Origin of the sequence: Rhodococcus sp. KRD175, assembly GCF_017168275.1 — a bacterium.
Lineage (GTDB): Bacteria > Actinomycetota > Actinomycetes > Mycobacteriales > Mycobacteriaceae > Rhodococcoides > Rhodococcoides fascians.
Genome location: NZ_JABFAQ010000002.1, coordinates 136,517 through 158,791, shown reverse-complemented (window position 1 = coordinate 158,791; position 22,275 = coordinate 136,517). Strand labels below are relative to the sequence as shown.

The following is a 22,275-nucleotide window of genomic DNA, read 5'->3' as shown; positions in this document are numbered from 1 at the left end:
GTGCGGGCGGCCACACGAACTCAGGGGTTCGAGTGGCCGTCCCACAGGCGTAGCTTCTGCTCGCCCGACGCCGCCGCGATACGGCGCTGTTCCTGAGCGGCGAGCTGAGAGTTGGTCTTGTTCCATACGGCTTTGAGCCAATGGAACGTCAGCACCATCACCGCGATCCACGCAATGACGAGACCGATGCCCGGTCCGCCGCCCTGCAGGTTGTCCGGCACGGTCTGCCGCGTCCAGATCGAAAGCATCCCGTACACCGACGACACCGCACACCCGGCGAGGGCGGCCCAGGCCAGCGCCCAGACGCGGGTGACCAGCGCGAGCACCGACATCACCACACCGAACGTCAGCACCAGCACGACGAAAACGCGCGACGGCAGGGCAATCGATTCCGCGACCGCTGCGTCGCTGCCCGTCAGCACGTCGAATCCGGTGGCCGATCCGGTGTGCGGCAACGCGAACGTGACCAACAGGACCAGCACAAGACCGGCCACCACCATGGCTCGCGCTCCCGGATCCAGCTCGGTCATCACCGCCCGCTCGGTTCGTCCGAGTTCCTCGGCGGTTCGCGAGGGTACGACGCGATCGGGTCCATCTGTGTCTGTCATACGGTGCATCCTGTCTGAACCGGAAGCGGTGCCGGGGCACCGATCGAGGGAAGTCCGAGACCGACCCCGATCGGGGCCGTCTTCGGCATGATGCCGCGTTCGTGGGCGTCGCCTGCCGCGGTCCGTCGGTGCGTCAGCACTCCGGCGTCGGCGATCAGGTGGTACGGGGCCGCGGCGGTCAGGGTCGTCGTGACGACGTCGCCCGGGCGAATGTCGCCCGCCCGCTCGGCGTCGACGGCGAAGTGCACCAGTCGGCCGTCCCTGGCGCGTCCGCTCATCCGATGAGTTGCGTTGTTCTTGCGCCCCTCACCGGTGGCGACGAGCAATTCGACCTCGGTGCCGATCAGGGCCTGATTCGCGGCCAGGACGATCTCCTCCTGCAACGCGATCAACCGCAGATACCGTTCCTGTACAACCTCTTTCGGTACCTGATCGGGCATGTCGGCCGCCGGGGTGCCCGGCCGCTTGGAGTACTGGAAGGTGTACGCGTTGGCGAACTTCGCACGCCGCACCACCTCGAGCGTCTGCTCGAAATCTTCTTCGGTCTCGCCGGGGAAACCGACGATGATGTCGGTGGTGATGGCCGCGTGCGGCATGGCCGCGCGAACCTTGTCGATGATGCCCATGAACTTCGTCTGTCGATAGGACCTGCGCATCGCCTTGAGGATTCGGTCCGAGCCGGACTGCAGCGGCATATGCAGAGTGGGACAGATGTTCGGGGTCGATGCCATCGCCTCGATGACGTCGTCGGTGAACTCGGCCGGATGCGGAGACGTGAACCGCACTCGCTCGAGTCCTTCGATGGATCCGCACGCGGTCAGCAGCGCGGCGAACGCCCCGCGGTCGCGAGGCAGATCGGGGTCGGCGAACGAGGCACCGTAGGCGTTGACGTTCTGCCCCAGCAGCGTCACCTCGAGCACGCCCTGGTCCACCAAAGCCTGTACCTCGGCGAGGATGTCGCCCGGCCTACGGTCGATCTCCTTGCCGCGCAGCGCCGGAACGATGCAGAACGTGCAGGTGTTGTTGCAGCCCACCGAAATCGATACCCAGCCGGCGTACGCGGACTCCCGCTTGGCCGGCAGGGTGGACGGGAAGGCGTCGAGAGACTCTAGTATCTCGACCTGAGCCTGCTCGTTGTGCCGGGCGCGCTCGAGCAGTACCGGCAGCGACCCGATGTTGTGCGTACCGAAGACCACGTCCACCCACGGAGCCCTGTCCACGACGGTGTTGCGGTCCTTCTGTGCCAGGCAACCGCCGACGGCAATCTGCATGTTGGGGTTCCGCGTCTTCGCGGGCCGGAGCATGCCGAGGTTTCCGTACAGCTTGTTGTCCGCGTTCTCGCGTACAGCGCACGTGTTGAACACGACGAGATCTGCGTCGGTACCGGCGTCGGCGGGCACGTAACCGGCCTCTTCGAGCAGCCCGGACAGGCGTTCGGAATCATGAACGTTCATCTGGCAGCCGTGTGTGCGCACCTCGTAGCTGCGGGCACCTGCCGCCGATGGGGCACTGGCCGTCTCGGGGTCGACGCTCCCGCGATCGGTCACGTCCACGGTCGAAAAAACACTCGTTTGCACCTCTTCAGGGTACGTCCATCGCACGGGCGGACACGCCGGGGTCACGGGGCCCTCCGCGGACTGTGCAGGCGCTATGCGTGCCGACAGTAAAGTTTCCATTACATAATCGAAGACTGCGGGCGAAAACGCCGGTCGGCGAGGAAACTACGCATAGGGTTTCCACCTATGACGCACGCCACCGACGCCCCGGCAGCGACACCACCGCCGGGCGCCCCTTCGATGATCTCGCTCAAATCCGTCGACAAGCACTTCGGTGATCTGCACGTACTCAAGGACATCAATCTCGAAGTGCCGGCCGGCCAGGTCGTCATCGTCGTGGGTCCGTCCGGATCCGGCAAGTCGACGCTGTGCCGGACGATCAACCGGTTGGAGCCGATCGATTCCGGTGCCATCGAGGTCGACGGGGATCTACTCCCCGCCGAGGGCAAGGCCCTCGCTGCACTGCGTGCGGATGTCGGCATGGTGTTCCAGTCGTTCAACCTCTTCGCACACAAGACCATTCTGCAGAACGTCATGCTGGCACCGATGAAGGTGAGAAAGCTCAAGAAGGACGAGGCCGAGAAGAGCGCACTGGCTCTGCTCGAACGCGTCGGCATCGCCAACCAGGCTGACAAGTACCCAGCTCAGCTGTCGGGTGGTCAGCAACAGCGCGTGGCCATCGCCCGCTCGCTCGCCATGAACCCCAAAGTGATGCTCTTCGACGAGCCCACCTCGGCCCTGGATCCGGAGATGGTCAACGAGGTACTCGACGTCATGACCTCGCTGGCCAAAGAAGGCATGACAATGCTCGTCGTCACCCACGAGATGGGCTTCGCGCGCAAGGCAGGCGACCGAGTCATCTTCATGGCCGACGGTGCCGTCGTCGAGGACACCGATCCCGAAACCTTCTTCAAGTCCCCGAAGTCCGAACGCGCCAAGGACTTCCTCGGCAAGATCCTCGGTCACTGATCAGATTCACCGCTCGTCCCATTACGTACGACCTATCCGAAGGACATTCACTGTGAGAATCACCCGACCGCTTCGCCTCGGTGTCGCCATCGCCGCTCTGTCCATCGTCGCCACCGCCTGTGGCGGCGGAGAAGAAGCGCGCACCATCTCGAGCAGCGCCGAGAACGGCAGCCTCATCGTCGGCATCAAGTTCGATCAGCCGGGCCTCGGCCTCCGCAATCCGGACGGCTCGTTCAGCGGCTTCGACGTCGAGGTGGCCAAGTACGTCGCAGGCAAGCTCGGTGTCGACGAGGCGAACATCGAATTCAAGGAATCCCCGTCCGCGCAGCGCGAGACGCTGATCCAGAACGGTGAGGTCGACTACATCGTCGCCACTTACTCCATCACCGACACCCGCAAGGAGAAGGTCGGCTTCGCCGGACCGTACTTCGTGGCAGGTCAGTCGCTCCTGGTGAAGCAGGACAACACCGACATCACCGGTGCCGATTCACTCGAGGGCAAGAAGCTGTGCTCGGTCACCGGTTCCACCCCGGCACAGAACATCGCCGACGAGTACCCGGGAGTCCAGCTTCAGCCGTACGACACCTACTCCGCCTGCGTCGAAGCACTGCGCAACGGCACCGTGGACGCCGTCACCACCGACGACATCATCCTTGCCGGTTACGCCGCTCAGTCCCCCGGTCAGTTCAAGGTGGTCGGTGAGCCCTTCACCACCGAGAACTACGGCATCGGCCTGAACAAGGACGACACCGACGGACGCAACAAGATCAACGACGCCATCGAAGAGATGGTGACCAGCGGTGCCTGGGAGCAGGCGTTCAACGACACCGTCGGCGCGTCGGGCTACCCGCTGCCGAGCCCGCCCACCGTCGACCGCTACTGATCGACTGCTACTGATCGACCACGCCGTCGTGTCCCGCTCGTCGCGGGCAGGACACGACGGCTCGATCTCGCCGAGCCGTGAGGATCAACAAGCACCGTGAACCTATTGAGCAAGTACGGCGATCAACTGATCGACGCGTTCCTCTCGACCATCTACCTGACGTTGGCATCCCTCGTCGGTGCGTTGGTCATCGGAACGATCATCGCCGCGATGCGCGTATCACCCATTCCGATTGCGCGCGGAATTGCGGCGACGTACGTCACCATCTTTCGTAACACCCCCTTGACCCTGATCATTCTGTTCACCTCGTTCGGGCTGTATCAGACAATGGGCGTTTCTCTGGCGTCGGAGTCCTCACCGACGTCACTCGACGACAACAACTTTCGATTGGCAATCCTCGGGCTGAGCATCTACACCGCGTCGTTCGTGGCCGAGTCACTGCGATCGGGCATCAACACCGTCCCGGTGGGGCAGGCCGAAGCGGGCCGCTCGCTGGGAATGACGTTCACCCAGAACATCTCGATCGTCGTTCTTCCTCAGGCGTTCCGCGCGGTGGTCGGCCCGCTGGGAAGCGTCGTGATCGCGTTGACGAAGAACACGACCATCGCATCGGTCATCGGCGTCGCCGAGGCGTCGTTCCTGATGAAGAACATGATCGAGAACGAGGCCGCGATCTTCGTCGTCGGCGGAATCTTCGCGCTCGGCTTCATGATCTTGACGCTCCCGACCGGGTTGCTGTTCGGCTACATCAGCAAGCGATTGGCGGTGTCATGATGAGTGATGCAGTAGCAGTTCTGTACGACGTTCCCGGACCCAAAGCGGTACTGCGATACCGCATTCTGACTGTCGTCGTCGCGGTGATCTCGCTCGGAATCGCATTTCTGATCTACCGCGCCCTCGACTCGAAGGGGCAGCTCACTGCCGAGAAGTGGGACCCGTTCCTCGAATCGACAACGTGGACCACGTATCTGTTGCCCGGTATTCAGGGAACTCTGGTCGCAGCGGCATTGTCGATCGTGTTCGCCCTGATTCTCGGTGCCGTCCTCGGCATCGGCCGCCTCTCGGATCACCGCGCTGTACGGATCGTCAGCGGTGCGATCGTCGAATTGTTCCGTGCAGTTCCCGTGCTGATCCTGATGATCTTCCTGTACGCGGTGTACGCCGATTACGAGGTCTTCAAGGTCAAGTACCTGGCGTTGGCCGCGGTGGTCACCGGCCTCACTCTGTACAACGGATCGGTGATCGCCGAGATCGTACGTGCCGGAGTCAATTCACTGCCGAAGGGTCAGCGCGAAGCCGCCTCGGCGCTGGGCATGCGCAAGAGCCAGGTCATGACCCTGGTACTGCTCCCCCAGGCCGTGACCGCGATGCTGCCCGCCATCATCTCGCAGATGGTGGTGGCACTGAAGGACTCGGCGCTGGGATACATCATCGGGTACGTCGAAGTAGTCCGTTCCGGTCAGCAGGTCGGCGCGTTCTACAGCAACTACCTCCCGTCGCTGATCATCGTCGCCGTCATCATGATCATCATCAACTCGGCGTTGACGAAACTGGCGACCGTGGTCGAGCGGCGTCTGCGATCGCGAAAGCGTAAGGGCGGCACCGCCGCTGTCGTGCCTGCACTCGACGGCGGTCAAGCGGCCTGAGCTCCGCACCGTTCGGCTGCACAGCAGTATGGCCCGCAACACCGATGGTGTTGCGGGCCATACTGTTTCTCGACTACCTGGACTCGATGTGGACGATCACATCGAATCTGGGCCGTCGAAGTCTTCGGTGTCGGCTCCCACGCGATCGAGTTGTTCCTTGACCACGGCGAATGCCATTCCCTGCGAGTAGCCGCGGCGGGCCAGCATCCCGACCAACTTGCGCACCACTTTGTCGCGTTCGACTCGTGCGTCGGGCCCGTTCGGATCCGGCAGATGCAGCGTTCGGAATCGTTTGCGCACCAACTCCGCAGCACGCTGACGCTCGTCTTCGGCATCGATCAGATCCAGGGCGTTCACGGCCAACTCGTTGCTGACGCCTTTGTTCCGCAGCTCCATGCTCAGAGCGCGTTTGCCCTTGCCGGAGTACTTGTGCCGAGATTGAACCCACTGCTCCGCAAACGACTCGTCGTCGACGAGTTTCGCCTTCTCGAGTCGGTCGAGCACTGCGGTGGAGACCTCGTCGGTGAAACCCTTCTTGGCCAAGCTGGCTTCGAGTTCGTGTCTGCTGCGGGCCCGGTCGGTCAGCAGCCGAAGGCAGACGTCTTTCGCCTGCGCTTCGGTGCCGCCGCCGTTGTCTCGCTGCTGCACAGCGAACCCAGGTTAGAAGTCGACCGGAGCAGCTGCGGGCTCCTCTGCGGTGACGTCCGCACCGATCTGCAGCTTCTCCATAATCTTCTTCTCGATTTCGTCACGCACATCGGGATTCTCGAGCATGAACTTACGGGCGTTCTCCTTGCCCTGTCCGAGCTGATCGCCTTCGTAGGTGAACCACGAGCCCGACTTGCGGATGAACCCGTGCTCGACACCCATGTCGATCAACGAGCCTTCACGGCTGATGCCCTTGCCGTAGATGATGTCGAATTCGGCCTGCTTGAAAGGCGGCGCGACCTTGTTCTTGACGACCTTGACACGGGTGCGGTTACCGATGGCCTCGGTTCCGTCCTTCAGCGTCTCGATCCGACGGATGTCCAGACGTACCGAGGCATAGAACTTCAATGCCTTACCACCGGTGGTGGTTTCGGGGGAACCGAACATGACGCCGATCTTTTCGCGCAACTGGTTGATGAAGATCACGGTGGTACCGGAGTTGCTCATGGCACCGGTGATCTTGCGCAGCGCCTGGCTCATCAGACGGGCCTGCAGACCCACGTGACTGTCACCCATCTCGCCTTCGATCTCGGCGCGCGGTACCAGTGCGGCCACCGAGTCGACGACGAGGATGTCGAGGGCACCGGAGCGAATCAACATGTCGGCGATTTCCAGGGCCTGCTCACCGGTGTCGGGCTGCGAGACCAACAGTGCGTCGGTGTCGACACCGAGCTTCTTCGCGTAGTCGGGATCGAGCGCGTGCTCGGCATCGATGAACGCGGCGATTCCGCCGGCACGCTGAGCGCTGGCCACCGCGTGCAATGCGACGGTGGTCTTACCCGAGGACTCAGGACCGTAGACCTCGATGACTCGGCCGCGGGGCAGACCTCCGATGCCGAGTGCCACGTCGAGCGCGATCGATCCCGTGGGGATGACGGCGATGGGCTGACGGACCTCGTCGCCGAGGCGCATCACCGAGCCCTTACCGAAATTCTTGTCGATCTGCGCGAGTGCGAGATCGAGCGCTTTGTCGCGGTCGTATGCAGCCATCGTGAGCTCCCTGTGTCGTTTCGTTCAGCTGTGTCTGTCGATCAGCTTGTTGGCGGTAACGCTAGAACGGGGTACCGACAAGAAGTTCTTCGAGACCGGCCAGCAACCGTTGACATCAGCATAGGCGAACACGTGTTCGAGTCAACTACCACAGCTTTCGACACGCCGAGCGACTCGCGCCGATGCGGTGGAGCTACCAACGTTCCTTGGGCACATCGAACTCGTAACAGATCGACCGCCATACTTCCCGCGGGTCGACACCGTCTTCGATGGCCTGCGCGCCCGTCCGTCCGAAACCGGACAGCACATGATCGGCGAGCAGGGAATTGCCTCGAACGGAGCCGAACTCCTCGGTGAGCAGTTCACGAAATTCGGTCAGACGCACATCGATCAGCCTAACGCCCGCCCTCGGCGTCGCTACCGGCGAGCACCTCGCGGCAGACCGAGACAGGATCCTCGACGTGATGCGCGCCTGCAGCCGCCGAGGTCGCTGCCGCCGCATGACGAGGGTCGGACAGCACGGCGGACACGGCGTCGGCAATTGCACCCGCGGTGGCGGGACGCACCAGTACGGCACTCCCCTGCCGAGCGGCCCGGTTCGCCAGCTCCCACTGATCGCCGCCGCCCGGCACGGTGACCACTGGAACTCCGTGGATGAGCGCCTTGGCCAACATGCCGTGACCACCTCCGCACACCACGACATCGGCGCGGCGAAGCAATTCGTCCTGGCGACCGAGTCCGGCATTCGCCCATTCCGGCACGTCGTCGGGCCCCCCGTCGAGCACCGAGGCCACTACCCGGACGCCTGTGCCGTCCAATCCCTTCAGAGCCATCTCCAACATTCCCTCGGCCCCGGTGAACGCCGTCGACGGGGCCACCATCACCAGCGGCGTATCGCCGGCGGGGACGTCGAGCAATTCGTCGGTGGGCTCCCACAGCAGTGGGCCCACCACATGGGCATCCCTCGGCCAGTCGGGCCGCGGCACTTCGAGTGCGGGAATGGTGGCGATGAGCCGAGCAGCCGGCCCGGGATCGCGTGCGGCTAGTCCGATGCTCACTCGGGCGTCGGCGCGCTGTTGCTGCCCGCGGGCGATAGAGCGCGCCGTCAACGCGCGCATCACCGTATCGCGAAGACGACCCCGAACACCGCGTCCGGGCGCGAGCCCACTTCCGATGGGCGGCAACCCCTTCGATGGCGAATAGAGCGGGTGGGGCGAGAGCTCGACCCAGGGAATTCCCAATCGCTCGGCAGCCATTCCGCCTCCGGCGGTGAGAATATCGGAGACCACCAGATCGACGTTCTCGCGCTCGAGGTCCGGCAACAGTTCTGTCGCGACAAAGGCTGCGCGCGAATGAATGCGCTGCCCGGCATCGAGATCGTCGTCCTCCGGTCGCGGCAGCAGGCCACCCAGTGGGAGCGTGCGAATACCGGCCGCTCTGGCGTCGCCGACCCACCGGCTTCCGGTGAACAGGACCGGATCGTCACCCGCCCGCTCGAACAACAGCGACAAGGCGATAGCGGGAAACGCATGTCCTGGGTCCGGGCCGGCCACCACTGCTACTCGCACGCGCTCAGCGTGCCACATCGCCGCGCTGGACGATCACCGATCGTGCCGGGCCGCGGTGCCGACGGTCAGGCTTTGTCGGGACGAAGGTAGGCGTCGACGGCGTCCGCCATCTGGCGTACCACCTCGCCACCCGGAACCCGTTCGGACACCATCTCGGCGGACTGGACGGCGGACTGGACCATGAGCAGGACGAGCGTCGCCAGGGTATTCGGATCCCCGTCGCGGATCGACGAATCACGTTGTCCCGCTTCGACAAGACGCGCCACCGCATCGATGATCAACGATTGGCTGGTACCGAGGCGGTGCAGAATGTAGGTCGCGAGCACGTCCGAGTCCGACCGCAGAATCTTGACGAACAGCGGATGCTGCCTTATTCGATCTCCCGCCTGAACCACAGCAACGACGATCTGCTCGCGTCCGGACGCGGTGGCGTCGAAGTCGGGAATCAGGGCAGCGATCTCACGGGTGAGCAGGCTCGACACCACTGCTCGGGTATCGGCCCACCGCCGATACACCGTGGGCCTGCTGACTTTGGCGCGTCGTGCGATCTCGGCGAGGGTCGTGCGCTTGACTCCTCGTTCGAGGATGCACGAGCGTGCGGCGTCGAGAACGGTGTCCTCCACCGACTTCTCGGGTGCTGCCTCCAGGGAGGACTCGACCGAGGCGGGAGTCGACACCTGCTGCTCGATCACAGATCACCCTTCGCACAACGGTCGGAAGTAAAGTACTTCACTCGGAAACATTTCGTGTCGTTACTATACCTCACAGTAACAGCGACACCATGTTGCACAGTGACCGTCGGCCCGTCCGTCCGTATTCTTCGGTGCCATTGTCGGGTGCCGATCACGCCGCCGACCTGCGCAGGAAACCTCGACCCTGGCAAGCTGATCGAGTGACCGACGAATTCGAGCTTGCATGACGCGATCGGTGACCGTCCTGACCAATCCCACGGCCGGCGGTGGTCGAGCAGTCCACGCGTCACGGCGCGCCGTGACGCGTCTGCGCGAGCGCGAACTCGACGTCTCGACCGTCGAGGGCCGAACGGCGGGTGATGCGCTGGAGTTGTTGAAGCGAGCCGTCGGGTGCGGGACGGATGCCGTCGTTGCCGTGGGCGGCGACGGGGTCGTCAATCTCGCGTTACAGGTGATCGCGGGAACCGACACTCCGCTCGGACTGATTCCTGCGGGCACAGGCAACGATTTGGCCCGGACGCTCGGGGTCCCCCTCGACGATCCCACCCGCGCAGCGGATCTCGTGGTCGACGGAGTCGTGAGGTCGATAGATCTCGGTAGGGTCGGGACGCGCTGGTTCGGTACGGTCCTGTCGAGCGGCTTCGATTCACTGGTCACCGAGCGCGCCGGCCGCCTGCAGTGGCTTGCCGGCCCGGTGCGGTACAACGCGGCCATGATATTGCAGTTGGCTGCTCTCCGAGCACTTTCTTACACAATAGAATTGGATGACGCCGAGCTGCACCTGGATGCCGTTCTCGTCGCCGTCGGAAATGGCAGCAGCTACGGCGGCGGCATGGCCATCTGCCCGACCGCACAAGTGGACGACGGGCTGTTCGCCATCACTGTCGTCCGGGATGTGAGTCGAACGCGACTGCTTGCGCTGTCGCCGACGTTGTATCGGGGTGCCCACGTCGACCTTCCGGAGGTCGAGGTCTACAGCGCCCGGAACGTGACCGTGCGCTGCGACGACATGGTGGCGTACGCAGACGGCGAACGCATCGCAGAATTACCCGTCACGATCGAATGCGTGCCGCGTGCGTTGCGAGTGTTCGTCGGAGCGGATTCCCCACTGCGCACGTAACGCGGTCGGCAGTCAGTATTTCAGCGACGAACGGTCGTGACCGGAGGAGATGGCCTTGTACAGCCACACCAGCCCGAAGACGATGGCCCCGGCCACGACCAACCAGAACAAGCCCTTGATGATGCTGCCCAGCAAGGCAAGTGCGATCCAGACGAGAACGATGAATCCGAGAATCTTCCAGAACATGAACGGCTCCTACCGTGTGACGCGCACCGGGTCGTATCGCGTTATGTCGATACTGGCAGCCGATCTCGGCGAACACATCGGGGTGAACCCTGATCTTCTCACCGGTGTCGTGACCGGATCTCGTCGAGTTCGGTGAGCGCGTCGGCCCACCCTTGCAGTCGATCGGTGGCAGACAACAATTCTCGGCGATGAGATTCCACCACGTTCTTCGACGTAGACCCGGCCGGTCCGGTCATCCGGGCTGCAGCGGCGACGAGATCCTCGTACTGATCCACTCCGGCAGCGAGATCACTTGCTGCAGCCTCGATTCCGGGCCGTAGATGCGTGCGTGTCGATGCGCTTGCCGCTCCCGCACGTTCGAGGGCCGCAATATAGACGGCAACACCTTCCAAGCCCCTCACCGCATCCGAGGCAACGCCGATCATCTCTTCGACGTCCTCGGCGGCGATGATGCCCGATCGCGCCAGAATTCCGAGCAGCTCGAACAGACTCTGCTCTGCGCCCGCCAATCGTGACATCGGCTCGAAGGCGGCAGATCCACGCTGCGGTAACGAACGCCTGCCGGGCAGTCCCACCGGAACCGGTTGACCTCGCAGTCGCCGCAAACGACCGAAGGCGTACACAGCAGGAACGGCCAAGAGCGCGGCAGAACCACCACCGACGAACAGAGTCCATTCCGGAGCCGACAAGGCTGCGATCCCCGCAGTACTCACCGCAGTGGTCGTCGACGCGGCCCCGAACCTGATACTTCGCCGGCGAGCCCGTCGAATCTTCTTCAGGTGCTTGGCACGTGGGTCCTTGCGACGGCCGGCGGCATCGAGCAGTGAGGTTCCTGCGGCCCGCGCTGTCTCGGCCAGAGACCGGACCACCGCTCCGGATTCGGCAACGGCGGCTGTCACCGTCTCCCTGTCCAGCGAAACGGCCGGCCGCTTACGCGACCGGCCGGGTTCGTGATTCTTGTTGCTCATGTGTCGGAACTACTGTCTACTCGAACGAACTTCGCGTTCGGTCGATCACGCCTGTGCCGGCGGCTCGGGCGTTGCGTCCGGGGCCTTGGCGATCGACGGCTTGGCGGCGGAATTACCCGTGGGCAGGGAGTCACCGGCCATGGAGGCACGGATCTGCTCGAGCCGACTGTGACCGGCCATCTGCACAGATGCCTGCTGAACCTCGAGCATGCGTCCGGACACGGAGTTCTGAGCGAGCTCGGCGGAACCGAGCGCGTCTGCGTAGCGACGCTCGATCTTGTCGCGCACCGCATCGAGACTCGGGGTGTTTCCCGGTGCCGACAACGTGCTGTCCATCGAGCGCAGCGATTCGCTGACCTTCTCCTGCATCTTCGCCTGCTCGAGCTGGCTGAGCAGTTTGGTGCGCTCGGCGACCTTCGATTGCAGGGCCATCGCGTTCTGCTCGACGGCTTTCTTGGCCTGTGTGGCAGCCTGCAGAGACTGGTCGTGCAGAACCTTGAGGTCCTCGACGCTCTGCTCGGCAGTCACGAGCTGAGCCGCGAACGCTTCGGCCGCGTTGGTGTACTGCGTGGCCTTCTCGACGTCACCTGCTGTGGCGGCCTGATCGGCCAGCGTCACGGCCTGACGAGCGTTGGCGTTGAGCTTCTCGACCTCGTCCAGCTGCCTGCTGAGCTTCATCTCGAGCTGACGCTGATTGCCGATGACGGACGCCGCCTGCTGCGACAGCGCCTGGTGCTGCCGCTGCGCGTCTTCGATCGCCTGCTGAATCTGAACCTTGGGGTCGGCCTTCTCGTCGATCTTGGAATTGAAGAGCGCCATCATGTATTTCCAGGCCTTGACGAAAGGATTAGCCATGGGGTGGTCCTGCCTCCATCTGTTGCGCCGCGGTGGCCGCGTACGGGTCGGCTGCTGTCGCAGTGACCGAAATGAACCTGTCAGTGCAGTGATGTTCGGGTGATTCGGTGGGGCCGGCAGCCGACTTCGGCTACTCCTTCGATCTTAGGCGGCGGCGAGAGCTCTGGCAGCAGGTGCCGGAATCACGACTCGTGTATCTCCGTCGATGCGGGTGGCCACAGCCGATTCCTCGGCACGGACAGCAGCGGTGGATGCATCCGACAGCGTGATACTCACGTCGCTCATCACGTCGGAGAGAGGAACGGCGAGAGCATCGCAGATCGCTGCGAGCAGTTCGCTCGACGCTTCCTTGCGACCACGCTCCACCTCGGAGAGGTAGCCGAGGCTCACGCGCGCGGTGTTCGAGACTTCACGCAGGGTGCGGCTCTGTGCGACGCGAGTACGCCGCAAACTGTCGCCGAGTGCTTCACGCAATAGCAGCGCCATCTCGCTCCTCCTCGTTGGTGCTGTTGCCGACGACTGTGCCGTCGAGACGACCACGTTCGTATCGTTCGTTCGGAGCCGTCGTAGGGTCAACGTCCCAGCCGGCCCGATTGGTTCCCGACCCTATATGCCCGTCGCCTCCGACACGCGCCGAAGGGGCTCCGACACGGCTGTCGGAACTGTAACTTCCCGCATCGCCTCGTGGACGCCCGTCGAATGCACTCACACCGAGGACACACCCCGGCGCAACCGAATCGCCTGAACGACGTAGTCCAGGCCGGTGTACACGGTCAGCAGAACCGCCAGAGCCATCAGCGCCACCGCCACTGGATCGACTGCGCTGGGCAGCGGACACAGATACACGCCGATCGCGAATGTCTGAACCAGTGTCTTGACCTTTCCGCCACGACCGGCCGGAATGACTCCGTGACGAATGACGGCGAAACGGACCGCGGTGATGCCTATTTCGCGTACCCCGATGATCGCCGTCACCCACCAGGACAGATCGCCCAACATCGACAGCCCGACGAGGGCAGCGCCGATCAGCGCCTTGTCGGCGATGGGGTCGGCCATCTTCCCGAAATCGGTGACGAGTCCATACTTGCGGGCGAGTTGGCCGTCGATCCGGTCGGTGATGGCCGCTGCGGCGAAGATCGCCGTCGCCGCCAACCGCCACGAGGTGTCGTGACCGTCTCCGACGAACAGTGCCGCAAGAAAGACCGGAACCAGAGCGATGCGCAGCACGGTCAACACATTGGCGATGTTGAGCAGCGGGACGGCGTCCGATCCGCCCGGAGCAGCGTTGCCGTGCGGCAGCCCCGCACTGCGCGAGGCACCGCCGGACGGAACACCGTGGCCAGGCACTGTCGGGCCGGTCACGAAGCCGCTTCTCGGCCGCGGACCGGGCATTCGTTGCTGTGTCGGCGTTCGGGCAGCACCGACCCGTCGAGACGGGGACACTGCTCGCTGAACGACACACGGAAAGTTTATCGGTTGCATCGGTGACTACTGTTCACCACATGACTTCTGGGCCGAATCGGGCGAGTCGCGACACTGCCGATCCCGAATCCGACGAGTATTCCGACACCGTGGACGGCACGTCCATCGGCGACGCCACCCTGGTCGTGCGTCGAGCCCGAACCTCCGACATTCCCGAGATCAAGCGGCTGATCGACATCTACGCGGGCCGAATCCTGCTCGAGAAGAACCTGGTGACGCTGTACGAGGCAGTGCAGGAGTTCTGGATTGCCGAGCGCGCAGGCGAAGTCATCGGATGCGGAGCTCTGCACGTGCTCTGGGCAGACCTGGGTGAGGTACGCACGGTGGCAGTCGACCCCGCAGCCAAGGGGCACGGAGCCGGCCACCTGATCGTCGCCAAACTCATCGAGGTGGCACGCGAGCTCGCGCTGCAGAAGGTGTTCGTGCTGACATTCGAAGTGGATTTCTTCGCCCGGCACGGCTTCTCCGAAATCGAGGGAACGCCCGTCACTGCCGAGGTGTACGCGGAGATGTGCCGGTCCTACGACACCGGCGTCGCAGAGTTCCTCGACTTGAGCTACGTCAAGCCGAACACATTGGGCAACACGCGCATGCTGCTTTCGCTCTGACAGAATTCTCCGGACACCCCTCGAATCCGGAAGTGAGCTCCATGCCCCTGATCGCCGTCACCTACACCTACTCCCCCACGACCACCGAGGGCCGCGACACCCATCGCGCCGCACACCGGGCGTGGCTGGCCGACTTGTTGGAGAAGAAGACGCTCGTCTCCAGTGGCCCGTTCGCCGACGACAGCGGCGCACTGCTGCTCGTGGATGGCACGGACGCCGCATCCGTGGAATCACTGTTCGCCCAGGATCCCTTCGCGGTCGAGAACCTCATCGAGTCGGCAGACTTCCACGAATGGACACCGGTGATGGGCGCGTTCACGGCCTGAGTCTGCTCGCCCACCCGTTCTGCGTGAATGGACCATTGCACCGCCCAGACGGCTGTGCAATGGTCCATTCACGCAGGTGTAGAGCCCGTCAGAACTCCTCGGACGCCGGCTGCTCGTCCGGGTCCCCGCCCTTGATCGACCACAGCAGTCCGTCGAGTTCGTCGGGCTTGACGAGAACTTCACGGGCTTTCGAGCCCTCGCTCGGACCCACGACGCCGCGGTTCTCCATGAGGTCCATCAGTCGTCCTGCCTTGGCGAATCCGACCCGTAGCTTGCGTTGCAGCATCGACGTGGAACCGAACTGGCTGGTGACGACGAGTTCGACGGCCTGGAGCAGCACGTCGAGGTCGTCACCGATGTCGGGGTCGACGTCCTTCTTGTCCGAGACCTTCGCGGCGGTGACGGTGTCGTTGTACTCGGGCTCGGCCTGATTCTTGGCGAAGTCGACGACGGCCGAGATTTCCTCGTCCGTGATGAACGCACCCTGCAGACGCGTCGGCTTGCCCGCACCCATCGGCAGGAACAGCGCGTCGCCCATGCCGATCAGTTTTTCGGCTCCGGGCTGATCGAGGATGACTCGCGAGTCGGTCAACGACGACGTGGCGAACGCCAGACGTGAGGGCACGTTCGTCTTGATCAGACCGGTGACGACGTCGACGGACGGACGCTGCGTGGCGAGCACCAGGTGGATACCTGCGGCGCGCGCCTTCTGGGTGATGCGCACGATCGCTTCCTCTACGTCGCGAGGAGCGGTCATCATCAGGTCGGCAAGCTCGTCGACGATGGCCAGGATGTAGGGGTACGGCCGGTAGACGCGCTCGCTGCCCAACGGCGCGGTGATCTCGCCGGACCGCACCTTCTTGTTGAAGTCGTCGATGTGCCGGACCTTGTTGATCTGCATGTCCTGGTAGCGCTGCTCCATCTCCTCGACCAGCCAGGCCAGGGCCGCGGCAGCCTTCTTCGGCTGCGTGATGATCGGCGTGATGAGGTGCGGAATGCCCTCGTACGGCGTCAACTCGACCATCTTCGGGTCGATCAGAATCATCCGGACCTCGTCGGGTGTCGCACGTGCCAGCAGCGACACGAGCATCGAGTTCACGAAGCTCGATTTACCCGAACCGGTGGATCCCGCCACCAGCAGGTGCGGCATCTTCGCCAGGTTGGCACTGACGAAATCGCCTTCGATGTCCTTGCCGAGGCCGATCACGAGAGGGTGGTGATCCTTGCGTGTCGACGGGGCGGTCAGCACATCGGCGAGGCGGACCATCTCGCGGTCCGAGTTCGGCACCTCGATACCGACGGCGGACTTGCCGGGGATCGGGGCGAGCAATCGCACGTTGTCGGTCGCGACCGCGTAGGCGATGTTGCGAGCCAGCGCAGTGATCTTCTCGACCTTGACGCCCGGTCCGAGCTCCACCTCGTAGCGGGTGACCGTCGGTCCGCGGGTGAATCCGGTGACCGCAGCGTCGATCTTGAACTGCTCGAGGACCTCGGAGATGGCCTCGATCATCGCGTCGTTCGCCTGGCTGCGCGTCTTGGGCGGATCGCCGTCGATGAGCAGCGACAACGACGGCAGCGTGTAGTCGCCGTCGACGACGCGATCGACGACGATCTTGTCGTCGTCGGCAGCCGGCTTGGGTTCGGCGGCCTTGACGATCGGCTTGGGCTTCGGCCGTGGGGGCGCGGCAGGCTCGGGCACCGGGACCGGCGCGGCCGCGGCAGGCGTCATGACCTCGGTGGGGGCCTCCGGTGCCGGTGCCGGGGTCTTGCGAGCGCGTGATGGCTTGACGACCGGGATGTACTCCTCGGTCGGATAGTTGTCGTACGGGTCGGTGGTGCCGTGCACCGGGTATCCGTCGGCATCGAAGTTCGAGTCGTAGTCTCCGTAGCCCTCGTCGCCGAATTCCGAACCGAAATCGGCCGGGTCGTACTCGTCGTATTCGTCGCCTCGACTGTCGGTACCGAACAGTGCCCGCATCCGGTCCGGTACGTCTCGTACCGTGGTGCCGGTGAGCAGCAGCACGCCGAACAGGCCGGCGAGCAGCAGCAACGGTACGGCGAGCCACACCGTCAGGCCGTCGGCGATGGGTCCGCCCGCAACGAAGCCGACGAAGCCCGCTCCCTCGGACCGACCGGTGGCGTCGGTCGGTGACCCCGCCGCCATGTGCCACAGCCCGAGAACGGGCAAGCCCAGCAGTATCGAGCCCAGAACCAGGCGTGGTCTCACGTCGGGGCGAGGCTCCGAACGCATCAGCACGACGGCGATCGCGACCCCCAGCACGGGTGCGACGTAGCCGGCGTCGCCGATGACGGCACGGATCCCTACCTCGATCCACTCACCGACCGGGCCGCCGGCACTGAACCAGACGCTTGCGGCGACGACGACGCTGACGGCGATGAGCCCGAGGGCGATTCCGTCACGTCGGTGACCGTGCTCGATGTCCGCGGCCTTGCTGACGGTGCGTGTGGTGGCACCGACACCTCGTGCCGCCATCGACCACGTGGACGCGATTCCGCGACCGATCGCGTCGAGCGCACCGCGGGACTTCTTCTTCGCGGGGGGTCGCCGCGACGCAGCACCTCTCGCGGGTGCCTTACCGCGGGACGATGCGCTTGCCCGCGTGGTCGCCGGGTTGCGCGGTGCGGTGGGCTTCTTGGGTGTCGTGACGGTTCGAGCCGTGCGGCCGGTACCGGACTTACGAGAGGTACCGGACGCTCGCGAGGACCCGGATCCGCTGGATCCGGCCCTGGCGGTGGAGGTGCTGGTCTTTCCTGCCATGCCCCCAGGCTAGTCGCAACAGCCCCGTCGAAACCATCCGCAACACCAGTAACAACGACGGATGTGCGTCAGAAACTCAGGTCGAGCGCCTTCACGGCGGCGACATCGTTCGCGGAACCTTCGTACACGACCTCTACCTGGTCCCGACCGAATGCATAGAGAAGGAGTTCGGAGGGTTCCCCCACCACCGTCACACCCGGGCCCGAGCCACCCTTGAAGGTGGCCTGTCGGCCGTCCGGGGTGCGGACATGCACCGGAACCGGTGCCGAGCGGTGCCCTGCTCGTCCGATCAACCGCACCTGGGGCCACAGTCGGGACTCGACCGCGCTGGGCAGAACCCGTCGGGTCCACTTCCCTTCCGCGCGGCGCAGATCCTCGTGATGCACGAACATCTCACCGAGGTTGATCAGCGGATCCAGCAGGGCGAACGGCGACCACATCGGCGGCCCGGTGCGAACGTCCTCGACCACCGCCGCGAACGGTCGATTCGCGACGGAACGCTGCACCCGCTCCGTGTATCCGGACAACGGACCGAGAAAGATACCCGGCGACGCATCGAGCCGCCGTTCACGAACGACGAGGTGCGCGGCCAGATCGGCAGCAGTCCACTCACCACACAGTGTCGGCGCATCGGGACCGACGTCGAGAAGGGTCCGAACAAGTTGGGAACGTTCATCCTGGGCAAGGCTCACGTACTCCAGGCTACGGCTACACCGAAGGAGCGGCATCCTGCCGGGAGCCCTACTCCTTCGTCTGGGTAACCTCCCAACAGTGCCGGTATCGGAAGTTCTCGTCATCCTGCTCGCCGGCCTCGGGGCCGGCGCAATTAACGCCGTCGTCGGTTCGGGCACGTTGATCACGTTCCCCACCCTGGTCGCGTTCGGCTATCCCCCGGTGGTCGCCACGATGTCCAACGCCATCGGACTGGTGGCGGGAAGCGTCTCGGGCACCTGGGGGTATCGCCGGGAACTTCGCGGGCAATGGCACCGACTGCGTTGGCAGCTTCCCGCCTCTTTCTTCGGCGCACTCGGTGGCGCATGGCTGCTGTTGCATCTGCCCGAAAAAGTATTCGCCTCTGTCGTTCCGGTGTTGCTCATCGGTGCGTTGATTCTCGTTGTCGCACAACCGAAGATCCAGGCCTGGGCCAAACGTCGATCCGAGGCGGCCGGCAAGGCGGCCGGCCACATCGGCCGCGGCCGCATGGCGCTGGTCACCGTCGGCACTCTGCTGGTCGGAATCTACGGCGGCTATTTCACTGCAGCACAAGGAATCCTGCTCATCGGAGTGATGGGCGCACTGCTCCCCGAATCCATGCAGCGCATGAACGCTGCCAAGAACTTGCTCTCGCTGGTGGTGAATGTCGTTGCAGCAGTTGCTTTCACGATTTTTCGATTCGACGACATCAGCTGGCAGGCCGCCGGTCTGATCGCGGTCGGCTCCCTCATCGGCGGAGCGGTGGGAGCACGCTACGGCCGCCGGCTGTCGCCGGCGGCCCTGCGCGGTGCCATCGTCGTCCTCGGCCTCATCGGCCTGTGGCGACTGCTCGTCTGAACTCTAGGACTGCGGTTGCGGCTTGACCGCGATGATCGTCGGAACGATCATCGGTTTACGCCGATACTTGTCCGCTACCCATCGGCCCACGACGCGGCGGACGGCCTGAGCGATCCGGTGGGTATCGGACACTCCGTCCGAGGCCAGCCGCTGCAGCTCGGCCTCCACGAGCTGGCCGGCCTCTTTCAGGGCCGCCGGGTCGTCGGAGAAGCCGCGACCGGACACCTCGGGTGCGGTCACTGCACGGCCGGTGGCCGAATCGACGGCAACGCTGATCGCGATGAAGCCGCCCTCGCCGAGCACCAGACGATCCGACAGCGTCGAATCTCCGACATCGCCGACCGACAAGCCGTCGACGTAGACGTGACCGACCGGGACCTGCCCGACGATCTCGGCGAGCCCGTCGACCATGTCGACAACGACGCCGTCCTCGGCGAGCACGATCCGGTCCTCGGATACACCGGTCGCCTTTGCCAGAGCGGCATTGGCCCGCAGGTGACGCCACTCGCCGTGTACCGGCATGGCGTTGGTCGGCCGCACTGCGTTGTAGAGGTACAGCAATTCGCCTGCCGATGCGTGACCCGAGACGTGCACCTTCGCGTTCTGCTGCGTCACGACGGTCGCGCCACGCTTGGCGAGGCCGTTGACCACCGCGAACACGGAGTTCTCGTTGCCCGGGATCAGCGACGACGCCAGCACCACGAGATCGTTGGCCTTGACGTTGATCTGACGGTGCTCGCCGCGAGCCATCCTGGACAGCGCCGACAACGGCTCGCCCTGCGAACCGGTGGAGATGAGTACCAACCGGTCGTCGGGAAGCGTTGCGGCGGTATCGACATTGACCTCGAGGCCGTCGGGCACCCGCAGGTAGCCGAGGTCCTGGGCGATCTGCATGTTGCGCACCATGGAACGACCGACGAATGCCACTCGGCGGTTGTACCGCTCGGCCACGTCGATGACCTGCTGGATGCGGTGCACGTGACTGGCGAACGACGCGACGATGACCCGCTGCTTCGCCTTGCCGATGACGGTGTCGAGCACTCCGCCGATCTCCCGTTCCGGCGTGACGAATCCGGGCACCTCGGCATTGGTGGAGTCGACCAGGAAGAGGTCCACGCCCTCGTCACCGAGCCGTGAGAAACCGGCCAGGTCGGTCAGACGACCGTCGAGCGGCAGCTGATCGAGCTTGATGTCTCCGGTGTGCAGCACCAGACCGGCGTCAGTTCTGATGGCGATCGCGAGGGCGTCGGGAATGGAGTGGTTGACGGCGAAGTACTCGCAGTCGAACGGTCCGTGCTGTGTGTGTTGACCCTCGATCACCTCGACGAGATTCGGCCGCAGCCGGTGCTCACGACACTTGGCCGCGACCAGCGCGAGGGTGAACTTCGATCCGACGACGGGCAGGTCGGGACGCAGTCGAAGCAAGAACGGGACTGCGCCGATGTGGTCCTCGTGACCGTGCGTCAGTACCACCGCCTCGACGTCGGCCATGCGGTTCTCGATGTGCCTGAAGTCGGGCAGGATCAGGTCGACGCCCGGCTGCTGGTCCTCGGGGAACAGGACGCCACAGTCGATGATCAGCATCTTGCCCTGATGCTCGAAGACGGTCATGTTGCGACCGATTTCGCCGATTCCGCCGAGCGCGACCACTCGTAGGCCCTTGAACGGAGCCTTCGGCGGTGTGCCGAGACGCTCGGTCGGGTCGAACTCACGACGCTTGTCGGGACGCTGCGTCCGAGCGGAATTCTGCACCATCGGCTTGCCCTGGCGGGCACCCGAAGGTTGGCCCTGCTTGGCAGCGGGACGCTCGGACGGCGGTCCGGCGTTTCGGGTTGCGCGTCCGCGCGATCTGTTAGGTCGTGTCATACAAGAACTCCTGCCGCCCGCAGCTCGGCTGCGAGCAATTCGATGTGATCGATGCTCGGTGGCACCTGGGGAAGTCGTGGTTCGCCGACATCGAGTCCGATGAGGCGCAGTCCTGCCTTCGATGCGCTGACGCCGCCGAGGCGCGCCACCGAACGGATGACCGGGATGAGGCTGACGTTGATCGCTTGGGCGCGGGCGATGTCGCCCATCATGAATGCGGTGTGGAGTTCGCGCAGACGGGCCGGAACGAGGTGCCCGATGACGCTGACGAACCCGGTGGCGCCGACCGAAAGCCAGGGCAGGTTCAGCGGGTCGTCGCCGGAGTAGAACTGCAGACCGGTCGACGCGATCAGCTCGGCACCGGCGTTGAGATCGCCCTTCGCATCCTTGACGGCAAGAATGCGGGGGTGCTCGGCGAGCCGACGCAGCGTTTCGGTCTCGATGGGGACGACCGATCGAGGCGGAATGTCGTAGAGCATCACTGGCAGATCGGTGGCGTTGGCGACCGCAGTGAAGTGGGCGTAGAGGCCCGCCTGCGGTGGCCTGGAGTAGTACGGGGTGACCACGAGGAGGCCGTGCGCACCGGCGCGAGCGGCATCACGGGCCAGTTCGACGCTGTGTGCGGTGTCGTTGCTCCCGGCCCCGGCGATGATCCGAGCCCGATGTCCGACAGCCGCGATCACGGCGCGCAACAGCTCGAGCTTCTCGTTCTCGGTGGTGGTGGGCGACTCACCCGTCGTCCCGGCCAGCACCAGCCCGTCGTTTCCCTGTTCGACGAGATGATGCGCGAGCCGAACGCCTGCGTCGATATCCAACTTCCCGTCGGCCGTGAACGGGGTCACCATTGCGGTGAGCACCGTACCGAACACAGGCGCAACGGAAGGAGCGGCGTCACCGTAGGTCATGGCAGCAGA

At 64.5% G+C, this 22,275-nt stretch carries 24 protein-coding genes; 8 read left to right on the top strand and 16 right to left on the bottom strand.

Annotation, left to right across the window (positions count from 1 at the left end; genetic code table 11):
• Positions 1–20: 20 nt before the first annotated feature.
• Together J1M81_RS01405 and miaB are read right to left on the bottom strand one after the other, a co-directional pair.
• A complete protein-coding gene (locus J1M81_RS01405; protein ID WP_032366619.1) occupies positions 21–608 on the bottom strand; it encodes a hypothetical protein in 588 nt (195 codons plus the stop codon).
• On the bottom strand, positions 605–2,155 hold the full coding sequence (gene miaB / locus J1M81_RS01400) for a tRNA (N6-isopentenyl adenosine(37)-C2)-methylthiotransferase MiaB (RefSeq protein WP_072692104.1): 1,551 nt from the start codon (positions 2,153–2,155) through the stop codon (positions 605–607). Before miaB ends, J1M81_RS01405 begins: the two co-directional genes overlap by 4 nt.
• 249 nt (positions 2,156–2,404) lie before the next feature.
• Here miaB and J1M81_RS01395 point away from each other — a divergent pair, with 249 nt between their 5' ends.
• From J1M81_RS01395 to J1M81_RS01380, 4 genes are all read left to right on the top strand, one after another.
• A complete protein-coding gene (locus J1M81_RS01395; protein ID WP_174557262.1) occupies positions 2,405–3,133 on the top strand; it encodes an amino acid ABC transporter ATP-binding protein in 729 nt (242 codons plus the stop codon).
• A gap of 52 nt (positions 3,134–3,185) precedes the next feature.
• Positions 3,186–4,016: a glutamate ABC transporter substrate-binding protein gene (locus tag J1M81_RS01390; RefSeq protein ID WP_206497493.1), complete on the top strand. Its 831-nt coding sequence runs from the start codon at positions 3,186–3,188 to the stop codon at positions 4,014–4,016.
• Between the two features lie 96 nt (positions 4,017–4,112).
• The gene (locus tag J1M81_RS01385; RefSeq protein ID WP_027496837.1) at positions 4,113–4,790 is read left to right on the top strand and encodes an amino acid ABC transporter permease; all 678 of its coding nucleotides are present in this window, start codon (positions 4,113–4,115) and stop codon (positions 4,788–4,790) included.
• Positions 4,790–5,662: an amino acid ABC transporter permease gene (locus J1M81_RS01380; RefSeq protein WP_027496836.1), complete on the top strand. Its 873-nt coding sequence runs from the start codon at positions 4,790–4,792 to the stop codon at positions 5,660–5,662. The genes J1M81_RS01385 and J1M81_RS01380 overlap by 1 nt, the downstream gene beginning before the upstream one ends.
• A gap of 96 nt (positions 5,663–5,758) precedes the next feature.
• Here J1M81_RS01380 and J1M81_RS01375 read toward each other — a convergent pair whose 3' ends face one another.
• The 5 genes from J1M81_RS01375 to J1M81_RS01355 all read right to left on the bottom strand — a co-directional run bounded on the left by J1M81_RS01375 (position 5,759) and on the right by J1M81_RS01355 (position 9,575).
• Positions 5,759–6,310: a regulatory protein RecX gene (locus J1M81_RS01375; protein ID WP_032372568.1), complete on the bottom strand. Its 552-nt coding sequence runs from the start codon at positions 6,308–6,310 to the stop codon at positions 5,759–5,761.
• A 12-nt stretch (positions 6,311–6,322) separates the two neighbouring features.
• Positions 6,323–7,360 (bottom strand): recombinase RecA, encoded by a 1,038-nt coding sequence (gene recA / locus J1M81_RS01370; RefSeq protein WP_027496834.1) that lies wholly within the window; start codon positions 7,358–7,360, stop codon positions 6,323–6,325.
• Positions 7,361–7,553: 193 nt separating this feature from the next.
• On the bottom strand, positions 7,554–7,745 hold the full coding sequence (locus tag J1M81_RS01365; RefSeq protein WP_206497492.1) for a DUF3046 domain-containing protein: 192 nt from the start codon (positions 7,743–7,745) through the stop codon (positions 7,554–7,556).
• 10 nt (positions 7,746–7,755) lie between these two features.
• A complete protein-coding gene (locus J1M81_RS01360; protein WP_206497491.1) occupies positions 7,756–8,928 on the bottom strand; it encodes a glycosyltransferase in 1,173 nt (390 codons plus the stop codon).
• 65 nt (positions 8,929–8,993) lie between these two features.
• A complete protein-coding gene (locus tag J1M81_RS01355; protein WP_032372827.1) occupies positions 8,994–9,575 on the bottom strand; it encodes a TetR/AcrR family transcriptional regulator in 582 nt (193 codons plus the stop codon).
• A gap of 268 nt (positions 9,576–9,843) precedes the next feature.
• Here J1M81_RS01355 and J1M81_RS01350 point away from each other — a divergent pair, with 268 nt between their 5' ends.
• Positions 9,844–10,740 carry a diacylglycerol kinase gene (locus J1M81_RS01350; protein ID WP_206497490.1) on the top strand — a complete coding sequence of 299 codons (897 nt, stop codon included), beginning with the start codon at positions 9,844–9,846 and terminating at the stop codon, positions 10,738–10,740.
• A 12-nt stretch (positions 10,741–10,752) separates the two neighbouring features.
• Here J1M81_RS01350 and J1M81_RS01345 read toward each other — a convergent pair whose 3' ends face one another.
• The 5 genes from J1M81_RS01345 to pgsA all read right to left on the bottom strand — a co-directional run bounded on the left by J1M81_RS01345 (position 10,753) and on the right by pgsA (position 14,048).
• Entirely contained in the window at positions 10,753–10,926 is a 174-nt protein-coding gene (locus tag J1M81_RS01345) for a hypothetical protein (protein ID WP_027496829.1), read from the bottom strand.
• 98 nt (positions 10,927–11,024) lie between these two features.
• Positions 11,025–11,894, bottom strand: a complete 870-nt coding sequence (locus J1M81_RS01340; protein ID WP_241257582.1) for a hypothetical protein — start codon at positions 11,892–11,894, stop codon at positions 11,025–11,027.
• Positions 11,895–11,939: 45 nt separating this feature from the next.
• Entirely contained in the window at positions 11,940–12,749 is an 810-nt protein-coding gene (locus J1M81_RS01335; protein WP_027496827.1) for a PspA/IM30 family protein, read from the bottom strand.
• Between the two features lie 144 nt (positions 12,750–12,893).
• Complete coding sequence (locus tag J1M81_RS01330) at positions 12,894–13,235, bottom strand: helix-turn-helix domain-containing protein (protein WP_027496826.1); 342 nt, start codon at positions 13,233–13,235, stop codon at positions 12,894–12,896.
• Between the two features lie 219 nt (positions 13,236–13,454).
• Entirely contained in the window at positions 13,455–14,048 is a 594-nt protein-coding gene (pgsA, locus tag J1M81_RS01325) for a CDP-diacylglycerol--glycerol-3-phosphate 3-phosphatidyltransferase (protein ID WP_027496825.1), read from the bottom strand.
• Positions 14,049–14,251: 203 nt separating this feature from the next.
• Here pgsA and J1M81_RS01320 point away from each other — a divergent pair, with 203 nt between their 5' ends.
• Positions 14,252–14,839: an amino-acid N-acetyltransferase gene (locus J1M81_RS01320; RefSeq protein WP_228139205.1), complete on the top strand. Its 588-nt coding sequence runs from the start codon at positions 14,252–14,254 to the stop codon at positions 14,837–14,839.
• 41 nt (positions 14,840–14,880) lie between these two features.
• On the top strand, positions 14,881–15,165 hold the full coding sequence (locus J1M81_RS01315; protein WP_032387278.1) for a YciI family protein: 285 nt from the start codon (positions 14,881–14,883) through the stop codon (positions 15,163–15,165).
• An 88-nt stretch (positions 15,166–15,253) separates the two neighbouring features.
• On the opposite strand, the gene J1M81_RS01310 is transcribed toward J1M81_RS01315, so the two are convergent.
• Together J1M81_RS01310 and J1M81_RS01305 are read right to left on the bottom strand one after the other, a co-directional pair.
• Complete coding sequence (locus J1M81_RS01310) at positions 15,254–17,944, bottom strand: DNA translocase FtsK (protein WP_206497489.1); 2,691 nt, start codon at positions 17,942–17,944, stop codon at positions 15,254–15,256.
• A gap of 68 nt (positions 17,945–18,012) precedes the next feature.
• Complete coding sequence (locus J1M81_RS01305) at positions 18,013–18,636, bottom strand: TIGR03085 family metal-binding protein (RefSeq protein WP_179274009.1); 624 nt, start codon at positions 18,634–18,636, stop codon at positions 18,013–18,015.
• Between the two features lie 79 nt (positions 18,637–18,715).
• Here J1M81_RS01305 and J1M81_RS01300 point away from each other — a divergent pair, with 79 nt between their 5' ends.
• Entirely contained in the window at positions 18,716–19,495 is a 780-nt protein-coding gene (locus J1M81_RS01300; RefSeq protein WP_206497488.1) for a sulfite exporter TauE/SafE family protein, read from the top strand.
• A gap of 3 nt (positions 19,496–19,498) precedes the next feature.
• Here the strand turns inward: J1M81_RS01300 and J1M81_RS01295 are convergent, their stop codons facing one another.
• Positions 19,499–21,250, bottom strand: a complete 1,752-nt coding sequence (locus tag J1M81_RS01295; RefSeq protein ID WP_032366466.1) for a ribonuclease J — start codon at positions 21,248–21,250, stop codon at positions 19,499–19,501.
• 107 nt (positions 21,251–21,357) lie between these two features.
• Positions 21,358–22,266, bottom strand: a complete 909-nt coding sequence (dapA, locus tag J1M81_RS01290; RefSeq protein ID WP_027496818.1) for a 4-hydroxy-tetrahydrodipicolinate synthase — start codon at positions 22,264–22,266, stop codon at positions 21,358–21,360.
• Between the last annotated feature and the right edge of the window lie 9 nt (positions 22,267–22,275).

Coding starts and splice junctions, on each gene's coding strand:
- J1M81_RS01405 (WP_032366619.1), bottom strand. CDS start 608: ATGACAGACACAGATGGACCCGATCGCGTCGTACCCTCGCGAACCGCC.
- J1M81_RS01380 (WP_027496836.1), top strand. CDS start 4,790: ATGAGTGATGCAGTAGCAGTTCTGTACGACGTTCCCGGACCCAAAGCG.
- J1M81_RS01315 (WP_032387278.1), top strand. CDS start 14,881: ATGCCCCTGATCGCCGTCACCTACACCTACTCCCCCACGACCACCGAG.
- J1M81_RS01335 (WP_027496827.1), bottom strand. CDS start 12,749: ATGGCTAATCCTTTCGTCAAGGCCTGGAAATACATGATGGCGCTCTTC.
- J1M81_RS01310 (WP_206497489.1), bottom strand. CDS start 17,944: ATGGCAGGAAAGACCAGCACCTCCACCGCCAGGGCCGGATCCAGCGGA.
- J1M81_RS01330 (WP_027496826.1), bottom strand. CDS start 13,235: ATGGCGCTGCTATTGCGTGAAGCACTCGGCGACAGTTTGCGGCGTACT.
- J1M81_RS01395 (WP_174557262.1), top strand. CDS start 2,405: ATGATCTCGCTCAAATCCGTCGACAAGCACTTCGGTGATCTGCACGTA.
- J1M81_RS01320 (WP_228139205.1), top strand. CDS start 14,252: ATGACTTCTGGGCCGAATCGGGCGAGTCGCGACACTGCCGATCCCGAA.
- J1M81_RS01345 (WP_027496829.1), bottom strand. CDS start 10,926: ATGTTCTGGAAGATTCTCGGATTCATCGTTCTCGTCTGGATCGCACTT.
- J1M81_RS01295 (WP_032366466.1), bottom strand. CDS start 21,250: ATGGTGCAGAATTCCGCTCGGACGCAGCGTCCCGACAAGCGTCGTGAG.
- J1M81_RS01340 (WP_241257582.1), bottom strand. CDS start 11,894: ATGAGCAACAAGAATCACGAACCCGGCCGGTCGCGTAAGCGGCCGGCC.
- dapA (WP_027496818.1), bottom strand. CDS start 22,266: ATGACCTACGGTGACGCCGCTCCTTCCGTTGCGCCTGTGTTCGGTACG.
- J1M81_RS01350 (WP_206497490.1), top strand. CDS start 9,844: ATGACGCGATCGGTGACCGTCCTGACCAATCCCACGGCCGGCGGTGGT.
- recA (WP_027496834.1), bottom strand. CDS start 7,360: ATGGCTGCATACGACCGCGACAAAGCGCTCGATCTCGCACTCGCGCAG.